The 16,061-nt window shown below is 46.0% G+C and carries 15 protein-coding genes and 1 tRNA gene; 11 read left to right on the top strand and 5 right to left on the bottom strand.

Annotated elements, in window-relative coordinates:
* Positions 1–61: 61 nt before the first annotated feature.
* The 5 genes from AC3WS5_RS13070 to AC3WS5_RS13050 all read right to left on the bottom strand — a co-directional run bounded on the left by AC3WS5_RS13070 (position 62) and on the right by AC3WS5_RS13050 (position 5,071).
* Entirely contained in the window at positions 62–898 is an 837-nt protein-coding gene (locus AC3WS5_RS13070; protein ID WP_492467840.1) for a universal stress protein, read from the bottom strand.
* 154 nt (positions 899–1,052) lie between these two features.
* The gene (locus tag AC3WS5_RS13065) at positions 1,053–2,195 is read right to left on the bottom strand and encodes a glycosyltransferase (RefSeq protein ID WP_492467839.1); all 1,143 of its coding nucleotides are present in this window, start codon (positions 2,193–2,195) and stop codon (positions 1,053–1,055) included.
* Positions 2,196–2,362: 167 nt separating this feature from the next.
* Entirely contained in the window at positions 2,363–3,313 is a 951-nt protein-coding gene (locus AC3WS5_RS13060; RefSeq protein WP_492467838.1) for a glycosyltransferase family 2 protein, read from the bottom strand.
* A gap of 2 nt (positions 3,314–3,315) precedes the next feature.
* Positions 3,316–3,813, bottom strand: coding sequence for a DUF4199 domain-containing protein (locus AC3WS5_RS13055; protein ID WP_492467837.1), 498 nt, complete (start codon positions 3,811–3,813; stop codon positions 3,316–3,318).
* Positions 3,797–5,071, bottom strand: coding sequence for a dihydroorotase (locus AC3WS5_RS13050; RefSeq protein WP_492467836.1), 1,275 nt, complete (start codon positions 5,069–5,071; stop codon positions 3,797–3,799). The genes AC3WS5_RS13055 and AC3WS5_RS13050 overlap by 17 nt, the downstream gene beginning before the upstream one ends.
* A 144-nt stretch (positions 5,072–5,215) precedes the next feature.
* Here AC3WS5_RS13050 and AC3WS5_RS13045 point away from each other — a divergent pair.
* The 11 genes from AC3WS5_RS13045 to araA all read left to right on the top strand — a co-directional run bounded on the left by AC3WS5_RS13045 (position 5,216) and on the right by araA (position 16,039).
* Positions 5,216–5,290: transfer RNA gene (locus AC3WS5_RS13045), tRNA-Pro, on the top strand.
* A 529-nt stretch (positions 5,291–5,819) separates the two neighbouring features.
* Positions 5,820–7,058: a DEAD/DEAH box helicase gene (locus AC3WS5_RS13040; protein ID WP_492467835.1), complete on the top strand. Its 1,239-nt coding sequence runs from the start codon at positions 5,820–5,822 to the stop codon at positions 7,056–7,058.
* A 409-nt stretch (positions 7,059–7,467) separates the two neighbouring features.
* The gene (locus tag AC3WS5_RS13035) at positions 7,468–7,743 is read left to right on the top strand and encodes a hypothetical protein (protein WP_492467834.1); all 276 of its coding nucleotides are present in this window, start codon (positions 7,468–7,470) and stop codon (positions 7,741–7,743) included.
* Between the two features lie 421 nt (positions 7,744–8,164).
* Positions 8,165–8,434, top strand: a complete 270-nt coding sequence (gene rbp, locus AC3WS5_RS13030) for an RNA-binding regulator (RefSeq protein WP_492467833.1) — start codon at positions 8,165–8,167, stop codon at positions 8,432–8,434.
* Positions 8,435–8,503: 69 nt separating this feature from the next.
* A complete protein-coding gene (locus tag AC3WS5_RS13025; RefSeq protein ID WP_492467832.1) occupies positions 8,504–8,758 on the top strand; it encodes a short-chain dehydrogenase in 255 nt (84 codons plus the stop codon).
* A 75-nt stretch (positions 8,759–8,833) separates the two neighbouring features.
* Positions 8,834–9,274: a cold-shock protein gene (locus AC3WS5_RS13020; RefSeq protein ID WP_492467831.1), complete on the top strand. Its 441-nt coding sequence runs from the start codon at positions 8,834–8,836 to the stop codon at positions 9,272–9,274.
* A 239-nt stretch (positions 9,275–9,513) separates the two neighbouring features.
* Positions 9,514–9,702, top strand: a complete 189-nt coding sequence (locus tag AC3WS5_RS13015; RefSeq protein ID WP_492467830.1) for a sulfatase-like hydrolase/transferase — start codon at positions 9,514–9,516, stop codon at positions 9,700–9,702.
* A 274-nt stretch (positions 9,703–9,976) separates the two neighbouring features.
* Positions 9,977–11,665, top strand: coding sequence for a ribulokinase (locus tag AC3WS5_RS13010; RefSeq protein ID WP_492467829.1), 1,689 nt, complete (start codon positions 9,977–9,979; stop codon positions 11,663–11,665).
* Positions 11,601–12,392 (top strand): L-ribulose-5-phosphate 4-epimerase, encoded by a 792-nt coding sequence (locus tag AC3WS5_RS13005; RefSeq protein WP_492467828.1) that lies wholly within the window; start codon positions 11,601–11,603, stop codon positions 12,390–12,392. The genes AC3WS5_RS13010 and AC3WS5_RS13005 overlap by 65 nt, the downstream gene beginning before the upstream one ends.
* A gap of 14 nt (positions 12,393–12,406) precedes the next feature.
* On the top strand, positions 12,407–14,419 hold the full coding sequence (locus AC3WS5_RS13000) for a glycoside hydrolase family 127 protein (RefSeq protein WP_492467827.1): 2,013 nt from the start codon (positions 12,407–12,409) through the stop codon (positions 14,417–14,419).
* 129 nt (positions 14,420–14,548) lie between these two features.
* Positions 14,549–16,039 carry an L-arabinose isomerase gene (gene araA / locus AC3WS5_RS12995; protein WP_492467826.1) on the top strand — a complete coding sequence of 497 codons (1,491 nt, stop codon included), beginning with the start codon at positions 14,549–14,551 and terminating at the stop codon, positions 16,037–16,039.
* The last annotated feature ends 22 nt before the right edge of the window (positions 16,040–16,061 follow it).

Below are 16,061 nucleotides of genomic sequence, written 5' to 3'. Positions count from 1 at the left end.
AGACAAACTTTTTATTTGTTAAAAAACAACGGTTTTTTTTTAACCAATAGGATGGCGGATCTTAGGATTTTGGAGTATCAGGTTGATTATCCGATTCAAAAGGATGTGTGATTGACAAAACAGCCCTATCTGCCTCTTTTAAGATGTATTCCGTATAATTTTCACCAAATATATTATACCATTGTCTTTCTGAAGTAGCATTAATGACGATCAGGTCAGCTTGTCTTTCTTTTGCCGCTGAAATTACCTCAGGGGCAACATTTTTTTTTGAATCCGTATTAAAATTCGACACCGAAAATTGTATGTGCTGATTTTCGGCCAGCTCAATCACTTCATTAACCTTATAAAATTCGGGTTGTCCGAGGCAAATAATTTGCAGCTCCGAGTTGTCTTTCTGGATAAACGGTCTGGAATAAATAAGCTTTTCTTTAACGCCTTCAACGTCACGAACGGGGAATAAGATTTTGTAAAAATCCGATTTTTTAAAACTCGTTGGTATGGAAAGCACCGGACATTCAATTTTCATAATGATTTCATAAGCGATCGATTCTTTAAAATATCGCCTAATACCATTCAGTACACCAATAAGCAAAAGATCGGTTTTGTTTTCAACGCAATATTTATAGATAAATGCAACTACATCGCCGACACGGGCAAAGACCTTTGACTCTATACCAAATTCATTTACGATCTGATCGCGATACTTTTTTAATCGTTCATAAGCCGCCCCCACAAATTCCGCTTTTTTATTTCGGGAATCCGCCGGAGACACGGCATGGATTATATCCAACTCAGCGTTATGCTTTTTCGCGAGAATTGCAGCATGATACACCGCGTTATTTGATTCCTCACCAAAATTTGTTGCAACGGCAATCTTGTGAATCTGATATCTTATCATGGACTAACTTTAATCAATTCAGCTAAGTATCTATACTTTACGAAGTTACCGATTCTGAGTTACTTTGGTTGCGTCTTAAAAATCACTCAACACGTAAAATAATGAAATTAACGCACAGAAAATGATATAATCAAAAATGTGAATTCAGGTGATCTTAAACCTTCGCCAACTCCAGGATCGCGCTTACAAAGTTCTTCCAACTGTACTTTTCCCTTTCTGTGCGGATACAGGGTTTGAAGTGCCCCTCACCCAATTCGTAAAACCTTTCAATAGCAGTTACTAGTGACCGGGGATCTGGCTCCGTAACTAATCCGCATGCTTCGTGGGGTACCAGCGAGGCCAGGCCGCCCACATTGGTTACAATGGTTGCTTTTTCAAAAAAATAGGCGAGTGGAGTAACCCCGCTCTGGGTGGCATTCCGGTAGGGTTGTACCAGCACATCTGCCGCACACAAATAATATTTCACCTCCGTATCGCTGATAAAACTCGTGTGCAGGTACAAGAAGTCTTTGATACTATTTTCTTCAATCTGGTCAAGGTAAGCTTTTTCATCATCATAGAATTCGCCGGCAATCAACAGCTTCGGTGGCCGACCCTGCCAATGCGCCTGATCATCTTTAATTATTTTCATGGCCTGAAGCAACAGATCCAGGCCCTTGTATTTCCTGATGAATCCAAAGAAAAGAATTAGTTTCTCATCCTGGGGAAGCTTTAAATGCGCGCGGGCATCAGCTTTCGAGACTGCTTTGCCAAAATTATCATATAGGGGGTGAGGTATCAGCAGGATGGGCTTATGAGGTTCAAAAGACCTGAGGTCTCCTTTCACTTGTTCGCTCATTGTTATGAAAGCATCGCACGACTTGGTGAAATAATGGGTGAGGATCTTGTCCCCCGGTCTTTTCTCGTGAGGGATCACATTATCAGCGATACATATTATTTTCGTGTATTTGTTTCTCCTTACACATCTTAGGATGGTACCCAGGCTAGGACCCATAAATGGCAGCCAATAACGGACCACAATCAAATCGGGTTTCAGCTTCCGGAGTGCATTACCCGTGCGGATCCAATTTAGTGGATTGATGGAATTCACTTTCGGAAAGATGCGGACCCCTTCAGGCGCCGGTCCGTCTGTAAATTGCGTTTTGCCAGGAAAAAGGAGGGAGGGGTATTGCAGCGAAAAAGACCAGACCTCGCAGTCATGCCCCTCCTGAACAAACTGTGTGGCCAGGCGGTTATTAAAAGCAGCAATACCACCGCGCAGTGGATGAGCAGGACCTAATAGGATGATCTTTGCCATAGTGCTGTAAAGATAAATGGATCAATAGAATGAACAAGCATTTCAGCAGGTGCTGGCCGCAAGCGGAGAGCTGATTGATTGATCTGCGCATTAACGCTGCATTCAGATCCGGTCGAACGATTTCGGGTATGGGATTTATCTCCGCCCTTCACTGTTTAACGCTGCATTCAGACCTGGTCAAAGCCGGTCTTTTCCTCGATCAGGTAGCTGTTCCGAACAGAAGAATTTCTTGAGATCAGCTCGCCGATAAATCCCGCCATAAATAACTGCACGCCGATAATAATGGCTGTCAGCGCTATATAGAAGCTGGGGCGGTTAGTGATGCTATACTCCATATTCACGATCTTTGAAATAATCAGCACCAACGATGTGATCAGGCCAATCAAGAAAAAGAAGATACCCCACACGCCAAAGAAATGCATGGGTCTCTTTGAAAACTTGCCCACAAAAGTAATCGACAACAGATCTAGAAAACCATTGATGAACCGATCCCAGCCGAATTTTGAAATACCGAACTTCCGCTTGCGATGTTCCACAATTTTTTCCCCGATCTTCCTGAAGCCTGCCCATTTCGCAAGTACCGGAATGTAACGATGCATCTCGCCATAGACTTCAACACTCTTGACCACTTTCTTATCGTAGGCTTTCAGCCCGCAATTAAAATCATGGAGCTTGATCTTTGAGACGCGCCGGGTGACTGCGTTAAAAAATTTTGATGGGATATTTTTTGTAAGCGTGTTATCATATCGAACTTTTTTCCATCCGCTGACCAGGTCAAACCCATCCTCCACAATCATTTTACGAAGGTCGGGAATCTCATCAGGGCTGTCCTGAAGGTCGGCATCCATGGTAATTACCACATCTCCCTGAGCTGCCCGGAACGCTTCATTTAATGCGGCGGATTTTCCATAATTACGCTGGAACTTGATGCCCCGGATATTAGGGTTAGCTGATCTTAGCTGCCTGATCACATCCCAGGAACTATCGGTGCTGCCGTCATCGACAAAAATAATTTCATAGGTAAACTGATTTTCGGTCATCACTTTTTCAATCCAGCCAGCCAGTTCCGGTAAGGATTCTTCCTCATTCAGCAGGGGTATGACTATTGACAGATCCATAATTAATTTTTCTTTGAGATGGAAAGAATACCTGCAGCGCTTGCCGTAACAATGGCCCCGATGAACAAATATTGAAATACAAAAACGGATGTATTTGTTAGGATGAAATGCTTTTTGCCGTTGGTTATGATCTCATCGATTTCTGCGGGGGTCCGGTTACGCTCGGTTTTCAACAACTCTATTCGGGTCATTTCGGCGCTTCGTTCAATAATTTCGGGATTTAGTTTATAGTAGATGATGGAGTAAATAGCCATCACCAATGTAGCTACCACAAAGCAACGGAATCCTGGTTCAAAAAGTTTACCGAATTTTATTTGTCCCAGCAGGTAACTTCCGGATACCGCCCAAACAATACCCAATCCAAATATTATGTAGGTGAGATAGTGTAGGGCGGAGCCATCGGACGCCTTGAAATAAGACAACAAGATCGCGGCCACGACCATCAGCAGACCCGTTATGAGGCCTTTCATGGATGGGCTGAGTTTATTCAACAATTCCATTCAATACGAGTTTGTTATTGTGGATAATACCTATTGGTCTTCCGGCCAGTTCCATACCGGTGAAGGGAGAGTTTTTGCTGGATGATCTGATATCTTCCTCGCGTAACTGCCAGTTTGTTTTTGGATTGAATAAAGTCAGGGAGGCATTGCGCCCGATGTCGATAGTGGGGATATCCAGACCCAGCACTTTCCTGGGATTGATTGCCAGCAGTTCTACCCATTTTTCCTGTTTGATCGAGGGCAATACTGTATTCAGGGCAGCATAAGCCGTCTGCAACCCGATCATTCCGGGTTGGGCATATTCAAACTCAACGATCTTATGATCCCGGTCTTGTGGAAAGTGATGGCTGGCAATACAGTCAATGATGCCAGTTTCAACGGCTTTCTGCAGCGCTTTTCGGTCCTTTTTGTTTCGCAGCGGCGGATTCACTTTCAGATTCGAATCATAGCCGGCGAGGTCCTCATCGCAGAAAAAAAGGTGATAGGGAGTTATGGAGCAACTGATCCCGGTAATTTTCTTTTTTGCTTCTTTGATCAGGTTAACAGAATTTGCGGTGCTGATGCCGGTCAGGTGGAGCCTGGACTCTGCGTAGGCGGCTAATTTAACATCTCTGACCACCTGAATTTCTTCCGCCAGTTCAGGGCGGCCCATTAATCCGAGTCGGGTTGAAGTGATACCTTCAGTCATTTGTCCGTGTGGCTGGATGCTTTGATCGTCGGGCAGTTGGACAATAACCCCGTTGAAAGACTTGACGTATTGCAGGGCTTTTACGAGAACGCCGGCCGATTGGACGGGTTTTAATCCATCTGTGAATGCTACCGCACCGCTGAGCTTCATGTCGTACATTTCCGAAAGTTCTCTGCCTTCTGTTTTTCGGGAGATGCTGCCCATGGGATAGATAGTTACCGGGAGGGATGCTGATTTTTTGATAATATATTCTATGACGGATTTCTGATCCGCCACCGGATGGGTATTGGGGATCAGGCAAACGCCGGTATAGCCACCTGCGGCGGCTGCTGCTGCGCCGTTTTCCAGGTTTTCCCGGTATTCGAAACCGGGATCCGCGAAATCAGCAAAGAGGTCGAGCCAGCCGGGTGAAACCTGCAGGCCGGGTTCTTCAATAATAGTATCCGCCTTGAAGTTCAATGAGTTTCCAATAGCCTGTATGGTACCTTTCGATATGAAAAGGTCCGCAAGCCGGCCATTAAATGGAGATGTAGGGTCTGTGATGACCGCATTCTTAATGAGGATATTCATTAAGCAGCGAAGTTAATATAAAAGGGGGTAAAAATCACTTGATTTTGACGGGGTTAATGAGTTACATCGCCAAAAAAAATGCATTTCCCGGGAGAAAAGATCGCGAATTAGTTGTATCTTTACCGCCCGGTAAAACGGCAGGTTCGGGATGTAGCTCAGCCCGGTTAGAGTACACGTCTGGGGGGCGTGTGGTCGCTAGTTCGAATCTAGTCATCCCGACAAATAAAAAAACAAGCCTCTGCGCAAGCGGGGGTTTTGTTTTGGAATGAAACGATCAGGCTTGCCTGAATCGTGGAATGAGGAAACAAAAGCTGAAGGGCTTGTTTTTTATTTGATTCTCCCCCTCAAAGATCAACGAAGTTAATCTAGTCGAGGATTGACGATCAGGCTTGCCTGAATCGTGGAATGAGGAAACAAAAGCCGAAGGGCTTGTTTTTCTTTTGATTCTCCCCCCCCAAAGATCAACGAAGTTAATCTAGTCCTGGATTGATGATCAGGCTTGCCTGGATCGTGTAATTATAGCGAGTTACATATCCGAACGATCGCTGTCGAGGGCTTTTTTCAAAAAATAAATACAGATTCTCAAAAAAATATACTATCTTTGCAGCCTTGTATGTTATCCTAGCACTGGATTTGTCTTCTTTCCTCCATTCAAATATAGTGATCGTTAACGTAAAGCTGGTATCGTATTCGCACCCTCAGTGCAATAGCTTTACCACTATTTTATCATTTTTTAATTGAATTTATTTTGTCATTTAACAATTTACAACTCATTGCGCCCCTAATGAAGGCGCTGGAAGAAGCACGCTATACCACACCAACTCCGGTACAGGAAAAATCCATACCGGAAATCTTACAGAAAAAAGATGTACTGGCCTGCGCCCAAACGGGCACCGGAAAAACAGCTGCCTTTGCACTGCCGTTGCTGCAAATGCTAAACCAGCATAACCCTGGAAAAGCCAGGCGAAACTGCCGTGCATTGATTCTGGTTCCAACCCGCGAACTGGCATTGCAGGTGGCGGAAAGCTTTACTGTATATGGTAAACACCTCCCCATAAAAAACGTCGCCATCTTTGGAGGCGTATCTCAATATAACCAGGTCAAAGCCCTGCGTGAGGGTACAGATGTACTTGTCGCCACCCCCGGCCGCCTGCTGGATCTGCTTAACCAGCGTTGCCTTACGCTAAACGATATCAAATATCTGGTATTGGATGAGGCCGACCGTATGCTGGATATGGGTTTCGTGAATGATGTCCGCAAGATCATGTCCAGGCTGCCTGTGCAGCGACAAACAATCTTGTTCTCAGCAACCATGCCCCCGGAAATACAGCAACTGTCAGATACGTTTTTAAAGCAGCCCGTAAAGATCGAAATAACACCGCCGGCATCGACCGTTGATCTTATTCAGCAGTCTTTATATTACACGGAAAAACAGGCTAAGCTGCCATTGCTGCTGCACCTGTTAAAGAATGAAGAAATTAAAACAGCACTGGTGTTTGCAAGAACAAAACATGGAGCCGATAAAATTGCAAAGAACCTTAGCAAGGCAGGAGTAAAGGCAGCCGCCATTCATGGTAATAAAACGCAGGCAGCGCGACAAGCCTCTCTTTCACAGTTTAAAGCAGGTAAATTGAGAGTGCTGGTAGCTACGGATATTGCAGCCAGGGGTATTGATATCGATGATATGGGTCATGTGATCAATTATGAACTGCCGAATATACCCGAGACCTACGTGCACCGAATCGGACGTACAGGACGTGCCGGCGCAGAAGGCGTGGCTATCTCTTTTTGCGATTATGAGGAGAAGCTGTATCTGCGCGATATTCAAAAACTGATCAAGAAAACCATTCCTGTTGTTAAGGGCCACGCCTATGACGTGCCACTGATGCACGGTAGTGAAAAACCCGCTGAAACCCAGGCTCCATCCAGGGTTCAAAGAGGTGGGTTTGGCAAAAGAAAGGGAAGGACCTTTTTACAAAAAGTATAGACTTTGTAGGGTTAAATAATACAGGAGGCGACGTTCAATGTCTCCCGCGGCGGCCATCCTGCTTATTAGCAAAGCACGATCCCGGTGACGCATCCTTAGCAGGGTTCAGTCTGCAATTGAGAGAAATGTAAATGTGAAACTCTGTTTTGATTTTCGTTTCCTGTTGCGAACGGTAAGTAGGAGGATGCAATCTTCTAAAACAGTTCGTTCAGGGCTGTCTCAACTACCCCGAAGTGTCAAATATATATTTCATTATATATGGATGCAATATTTTATATTTATGACATCGGGTGAACTATTCAGCTTTGATTATTGTTGTGGATGAGTGGAATGCCAATGATCCCGTATGACGCAGTAGTTAGAAAAAGATTTTCCGGTATAATAGTTGCTCACACTTTAAATTATTTAAATGTTTCATGTACCACACTCCAATAAAGCGCCACTGGTTGTTTGTTTAAAGCATGGTGGGAAGGTATCCGCAAAAGTGCGGTTTACCGGGGATGCAATTGTGCAGCTGAGCCGCTATACGGCTAAAAAGAATGTGCTGGACCTGGACGACTGGTATTGGTACGAAGAGCAAAGAGGTGATAGTGTTTATTATATCGTAACGGGTCTCAGAGCGAAGGCGCCTCAACCGGTGGCGCAGCTTTCTCAACAGTCATTCGTCGACTATGATGAAGCATAGCGAAAAGAATATAATGAATCCGGAAGTTATTTGATGAAAGGCCCTGACGCCGGAACCCGGGGGACAAAGGATAGCCTGAGTATCTTCGGGTGGTTATTAATATGACCAGCAGTCAATTTTGCAGAAGGAACCGAATCCGGAAACAATAAATGTGCTGGTATTTTGGAGAACCCAGCGTGAGGAGCCGGTTTGTCAGATCCCGGAACGGAGGGATCCGTTTCAGACCTGGTTTGTTTGGAATATTACAGGAAATATTGGCGGGGGATTACCTGCCTAATTCGGTAAAAGAAATACGGAAATCTGGGTAAAAATGCTTATCTTTACAGCGTTAGTTTGAGTTACTGCTCTATTGTAAGCACGCGCCTTCAGCTTTATATATTTGCTTTTCTCGAATCATTTATTAATTATAAAAATCACTAAAATGAACATTTTTGTGTCCAATCTTGGGTACAGTTTCACTACGGAAGATCTTAACGAATTATTTGCAGAATACGGAACCGTTGATTCTGCTCGCGTTATTACCGACAAGTTTACCAGGCAGAGCAGAGGCTTCGGCTTTGTTGAAATGTCTGAGGATGCAGCCCGGAAGGCTATCAGAGATTTAAATGGATCCATGCAGGACGGCCGACCCATCAAGGTCGTTGAAGCCCGCCCCAGAGAAGACCGGGGGAATAATTCCAACCGTTGGTAGACCATGTCATTTCGATCGTTGGTAGATTAGAGGTCGGTTTTGTTTTTAGAAAACTTAAAAAAAATAGTTATGGACGCAGAATCAATTGAAAAATTTTTAACAACGAATACCCGGGGGGAAAAGGCCGTGAATATTCATTTTAAAGACCGGTCAGCCGTAACAGGAATTTTCATCAGCATGCGCGATTATGACGAGCTGAGGGCGAAAAATTTCTGGCGCGTAGTGAACGCAAAGAACCTGGAGTTGTGGGAACAGACAAAGGATATAAACTTGTCCAGGATATTTAACGGATCGGGATTTACGCGCTTAAGTGCTGTGAAATAGGTAGCCCGAAAGGGCTTCCTGAGGCAGCACCTCGTAGAGCCGTGTCATTTATTATTTCATTTTAAAAGTTATCGCATGGGAGAAACCTGGAGCAAACGAGAAAGAGAATTAAAAAAGAAAAACGCTAAAAAGAAAAAAGAAGAAAGGAAACAGGAGCGTAAAGAGAATACAGACAAGGGCAAAAGTCTCAATGAAATGCTGGCTTATGTGGATGAATACGGTAATCTGTCTGACACGCCTCCTGATAAGACCCGCAAGCCGGAGGATGACTATATACCGCCAACGGTCGCTAATAGAAGGGATCAGAATAGTGAAAGCCATATCAAAACAGGAGTCATCACCTTTTTTGACACTGGTAAAGGTTATGGATTTATCCGCGAGGCCGATACCCGGGAGAGTATTTTTGTACATATCAATTCCTCATCTGTCGAGTTGAAGGAGAATCTGAAAGTCTTGTTCGAAGTTCAGAAGGGCCCGAAGGGCTTGATTGCCGTGAATGTAACGAAAGCCAGTTAAAGCTTCCTCCATCGAAACAGCATTGATCAATGGCCCCATACAAAAACATTTAACATGGGGCTATTTGGGATGAGCACATCCTGAATAATTTTTTTCAAACCAGTTTCCCTCTGGTCAGTTCCCCCAAAATCCTAAATAGCCGAAACTAAAGTTTTCTTCCTGCCAGCAGGTGGCGGGAAGCTGCGGGCTTTTGCTTGCGCTTTACTGAGGCGCCTCAGCCGTCATAATACCCCTTGAATGTGAAAAGTCAGTTGGCCGTTTCAGATGACCTTGTGTTTTACCCGCAATATCTTCAGGCGGCAGGCTACCAGACAGCCATGATCGGTAAATGGCATATGGGTGGGGAGCGGGATACACCCCAGCGCGGATTTGATTATTGGGTGTCATTCAAAGGGCAGGGATCCTACCTGCCCGGGCAGGTGATTTAACGGTCAGGTATTTTCCTGAATCGCCAGTACGTTCAAAGCAGTCCCCGTTTCAAAAAAATTTTGGAAAACGGAGAAATAATCTATCCCCAATTAAACCATTTGCCCTAACTTCGATTTATTACTTAAATGTTAAATATACACTTAAATTTGAGTACTACGAGATATTGCCTGGCTTTTTTGTTTTAAGTTGTGGTGTCGGAAAGGCTCAAGTTTTTATGCCACGATTGGAAAAGAGATTGATTGTTCTGGCTTTCATAAGTTTTAAAAAGTTTATATGACCAAAAACGCTTTCGTATTAGGGGTGGATTATGGCACTGATTCCGTCCGCACGATCCTGGTAAATGCCATTACCGGAGAAGAAATCAGCCAATCAGTGTTTTACTACCCTCGTTGGAAACAGGGTAAATACTGTAATCCGGCTATCAACCAATTCCGGCAGCATCCGCTCGATTATCTCGAAGGCCTGGAGAAAACGATTCTGGAATGCGTGCAAAAAGCGGGACCTGAGGTAGCCGCTAATATTAAAGGGATCTCAGTTGATACCACGGGGTCCACACCCGTAGCGGTCAATGAAGCAGGGGTACCTTTATCTTTATTACCGGGATTTGAAGAAAATCCCAACGCCATGTTTGTTCTATGGAAAGACCACACATCGGTGAATGAAGCCGCAGAGATCAATGATCATGCTGTCAATTTTGAAACCAATTACCTGCAGTACGTCGGCGGTATTTACTCCAGCGAGTGGTTCTGGGCCAAGCTGCTTCACGTGCTGAGGGAAGATCCTGCCGTGCGCAAAAATATTTATTCGTTCGTGGAGCATTGCGATTGGATCCCGTTTTTTTTGACAGGCGGAAATGATGTGCACGAAATGAAAAGAAGCGTTTGCAGCGCCGGTCACAAAGCACTGTGGGCAGCAGAATTCGGCGGCTTCCCACCCAATGAATTTTTTAAAACCCTGGATCCCATACTCGATGGATTTACCGAAAAATTACCTGCAAATACGTTTACATCTGATCAGCAGGCAGGTATCATTTCCAAAGAATGGGCCGCCAGGCTTGGGTTACCTGAAACCGTAGTAATTGGTGTAGGTGCGTTTGACGCGCATATGGGCGCTGTAGGCGGGCAGGTAGAACCTTACTACCTAAGCAAGGTGATGGGAACTTCCACCTGTGATATGCTGGTAGCGCCAGCCTCTGAAGTGGGCAACACCCTGGTAAAGGGTATTTGCGGTCAGGTCCCGGGTTCCATCATTCCCGGAATGATAGGATTGGAGGCCGGACAGTCTGCCTTCGGCGATGCTTACGCCTGGCTTAAGCATGTGCTCCTGTGGCCTGTGAGGCGCCTGCTCCAGGAAACAAGTCTGATATCAGCCGAAAACGCGCAAGCGCTGGCAGAAGAAATGTCCGACAAGCTTCTTACCGAACTCTCAAACGAAGCGGCTAAACTTCCCCTGCAGGAAGACGCTGAACTGGCCATCGACTGGATGAACGGAAGGCGTACTCCCGATGCCGATCAGGCGCTCAAAGGAGCGTTCAGCGGACTGAGTCTGGGAACCGATGCATCCCACCTGTTCAGAGCGCTGGTGGAAGCTACCTGCTTCGGTGCGAAGGCTATCGCAGACCGGTTCGTAGAAGAAGGGATTCCTGTAAAAGGACTAATCGGACTTGGAGGTGTCGCCAGGAAATCTCCGTTTATCATGCAAATGATGGCGGACGTGATGAATATGCCCATCAAGATCCATAAAAGCGAACAGACCTGCGCACTGGGTGCCGCGATGTTCGCCGCCACCGTCTCCGGCGTTTATGAAAAAGTAGAAGACGCGATGCGGGCCATCGGACAGGGTTTCGACAATGAGTACCATCCCAATAGCGAAAAGACGGCTATCTATCAACGCAGGTATGAAAAATATCTCCGACTGGGGAATTTCATTGAATCTGAAATCACTCAACAGGCTGACAACTGAACAAAAGAATCAACAGTATATGGCAGGATCTAAATTTGATCATATCATGACAGAGGCCTATGAGGCCAATATGGAACTGCCTAAACTTGGGCTGGTTCTTTTTACGTTTGGGAATGTGAGCGCCGCAGACAGACATGAAGGCGTCTTTGCCATCAAACCCAGCGGTGTGGCCTATGACGACCTCGACCCGGGGAAAATGGTTATCGTGGATTTCGATGGGAAGATCGTGGAAGGGAAACTACGACCCTCTTCGGATACCCTGACCCACGCGGTGTTGTATAAATATTTCGACAAAATAGGCGGAATCGCTCATACACACAGTACCTATGCGACGGCCTGGGCGCAAGCGCAGCGTGATATACCGATTTTTGGCACCACGCACGCGGACTACATTACAGTCGATATCCCCTGCACTGCACCCATGAGCGATGAAATGATCAGGGGGAATTATGAATACGAAACCGGATTTCAGATTCTGAATTGCCTCAAGGAAAAAGGATTGAGTTATGAGGAGATAGAAATGATCCTGGTGGGCAATCACGCGCCTTTTACCTGGGGAAAGAATGCACACGAAGCGGTTCACAACAGCGCTGTACTGGAGTTTATTGCCAAGATGGCCACGCTCACCGAAAGGATCAATCCCGGGGCGCCCACACTGAAAGAATCGATCAAGCGTAAGCACTGGGAACGCAAACATGGGCCCGACAGCTATTACGGTCAGTCTTAAAAATAAAATTTGCCATGAAAATCGGAACTCTTTTTATTTCCGCAGCGCTGGTCATCTGTTCTCATGCAGAAGCGCAACAGAAAGACTATGCGTACAAACCGGTAGCATTTACCAAAGTTCATCTGACGGATAACTTCTGGTTACCGAGGATTAAAGTGAATAATACGGCTACAATCCCTGCATCCTTCGAACGATGCGAGAAAACGGGGCGGGTGAAGAATTTTGAAATGGCGGCAACCCGGACCGGAAAGTTCTGCACAAGGTACCCATTTGATGACACTGATATTTACAAGACGATCGAAGGCGCTTCTTTTTCCCTGAGCCTATTCCCGGACAAAAAACTGGAAATTTATATTGATTCACTGATTGAAAAAGTGGGCAAGGCCCAGGAGCCCGACGGGTACCTCTACACAGCCAGGACCATTGATCCGGCTCATCCGCATGCCTGGGCAGGATCCAAACGATGGGAGCGGGAAAGGGAACTCAGCCATGAGTTATATAACGCGGGCCATTTATATGAAGCCGCCGCTGCTCATTTTGCCGCCACCGGAAAGAGGAACCTTTTGAACATTGCCCTCAAGAATGCCGACCTGGTCTGCTCAGTTTTTGGATACGACAAATTACATGTGGCACCCGGACATGAAGTCATAGAAATGGGACTGGTAAAGCTTTATCGCATTACCGGTAAAAAAGAGTACCTCCAAACCGCGAAATACTTTATTGATGAACGAGGCCATTACAAAGGGTATGACGCCAGTAGTAAAGATCCCTGGAAGAATGGTGCCTACTGGCAGGATCACATTCCCGTAGCCGATCAGCGCGAAGCAATCGGGCATGCTGTACGCGCCGGATACCTGTATGCCGCTGTTGCGGACGTGGCTGCCCTCACAGGAGACAAAGCGTTACTAACCGCAGTCGATAGCATCTGGGAGAATATGGTAAGCCGCAAGATCTATGTGCAGGGTGGGACAGGTGCAGTGCCTTCGGGCGAACGATACGGGGATAATTATGAACTTCCCAACGCGACGGCCTACAATGAAACCTGTGCAGCCATTTCCAGCGTATATTGGAATCAGCGGATGTTTCAGTTGCACGGCGAAGCCAAATACATCGACCTGATGGAGAAGATCCTGTACAACGGACTGATTTCGGGAGTTGGACTCGATGGTAAGTCATTTTTTTATACCAATGCCATGCAGGTTAGAAATGGTTCACACCCCCGGGGTCTCGAAGGAGAACGCTCCGGGTGGTTTGAATGCTCCTGTTGTCCGACCAATGTAGTCAGGTTGCTTCCGTCTGTTCCCGGATACGTTTACGCACAGAGAGACCATGACCTTTTTGTAAATCTTTTTATCAATAGCGATGCATCGCTGGACGTGAATGGCAAAGCAATTGAAATAATACAGAAAAACAACTACCCCTGGGATGGTCATCTGAAGTTTGCCATCCTACCCAAAAAAGGCAACGCTGCATTTGCGCTGAAAGTACGCATTCCGGGCTGGGCGCAGAACGAGGCTATCCCATCTGATCTGTACAGTTTTCAGTCAAGATCCGACAGTAAAGTTCTGATCAGCGTAAACCAACAGCCTGTGACTTATAAACTGGAAAATGGATATGCAGTATTGGACCGGAACTGGAGGAAAGGCGATGAAGTAGAAGTAAATCTTCCGATGGATGTACGCCGGGTTGTCGCCAATGAAAAACTAAAAGAAGATATTGGCAAAGTCGCCCTTCAGCGGGGTCCCATCATGTACTGTGCCGAGTGGCCTGATAACAAAGGACAAACCTCCAATATCGTGATACCCGCTTCTGCAAGCTTTACCACAGCCTTTGATCCTTCAATGCTGAACGGCGTAATGCTGCTGAAATCGGAGGTTAATGCCGTAGTACATACGGATACTGAAGTAAAAACGGTAAAACAACCATTTGTTGCCATTCCCTATTACGCCTGGGCCAACAGGGGTAAGGGGGAGATGGAACTCTGGTTCCCGGAGAAAATAAAAGACATCGATCTTCTTGCAAATTAAACAGTCATAGGAGATAGTAAACGATAAGCCATATGAAATATTACGTTAAGGAAAATTGCCAGATAATAGTTCCGGGCGTGCACATTGTTATGTCGCCGGAAGAAAATATCAAATAAAACAAATACACATATGAAGCCATTTAATGAATTAGAACTTTGGTTTGTAACGGGAAGTCAGCACCTTTACGGCGAAGAGACCCTGAAGCAGGTAGCTTCACATTCAAAAGAAATTGCTGCTGCCTTTAACAACTCCGAAACGATCCCCGTAAGTGTGGTGTTTAAGCCCACGGTAAAGACAACGGAAGAAATTTATGGCACCATTGCAGATGCCAATGCCGCTGCCAACTGCGTGGGAATTATTACCTGGATGCACACATTCTCGCCTGCTAAAATGTGGATCAACGGCCTTAAGATCCTTCAGAAACCATTGCTGCATCTGCATACGCAATTCAACCGGGATATCCCCTGGTCTGAGATTGACATGGACTTCATGAACCTCAATCAGTCGGCACACGGTGACAGGGAATTCGGTCACATCATGAGCCGGATGCGTCTGAACCGGAAAGTAGTGGTGGGGCACTGGCAGGATCAAAAAGTGGTGGAGAAAATTGCCGGGTGGGCCAGGGTAGCCGTAGGCTGGCATGATCTTCAGGGCGCCCGGTTCGTGCGTTTTGGCGATAATATGAGATTTGTGGCCGTTACTGATGGTGACAAAGTAGAAGCTGAAATGAAGTTCGGGTTTAGCGTAAACACGCATGGTGTGGGTGACCTGGTGGGATATGTAAACGGTATCGGCGAAACAGCGATTTCAGATCTTTGCGGTCAGTATAGTGAACAGTACACGTTAGCACCAACGCTGGAGAAAGGCGGGAGTCAGCATCAGAGCCTTCGCGATGCTGCAAGGATTGAGTTGGGTATGCGAAAATTTTTGTTGGATGGAAATTATAAAGGGTACACCGATACCTTTGAAGACCTGCATGGGCTTGTACAATTACCGGGGATTGCCTCGCAGCGCCTGATGGCCGATGGATACGGTTTTGGCGCCGAGGGTGATTGGAAAACTTCTGCGTTGGTGAGGGCCATGAAAGTGATGGCGACCGGTCTTCCGGGAGGGAATTCATTCATGGAAGATTATACCTATCACTTTGAACCAGGGAATGAATTAGTGCTGGGAAGCCATATGCTGGAGATCTGCCCGAGTATTGCAAATGACAAACCTTCCTGTGAAATTCATCCGCTCGGCATCGGCGGAAAGGCTGATCCTGTAAGGCTTGTATTTAATACGAACGGGGGAGCTGCTTTAAATGCATCACTGGTGGATATGGGTAACCGGTTCAGGTTGCTGGTGAATACCGTGGAAGCTGTGAAACCTGAGCATGATCTGCCCAAACTGCCGGTAGCCAGGGTATTATGGAAACCTTATCCCAATATGCCGGATGGATGTACGGCCTGGATTCTTGCTGGAGGAGCGCATCATACCTGTTACAGCCAGAACCTGACCGCTGAGAACCTGGAGGACTTTGCGGCAATGGCTGGTATTGAATACGTATTGATCGGTGAAAAGACGGATCTGTACCAATTCAAAAATGAATTGCGCTGGAACGAAATTGCATATTCATAATTGAAGATCTATTTACTCATCA

This window comes from Niabella sp. CPT15-335-S11 (assembly GCF_058792415.1).
Note: the sequence above shows the minus strand (reverse complement) of the source record. Positions and strands in the feature narration are given on the sequence as shown.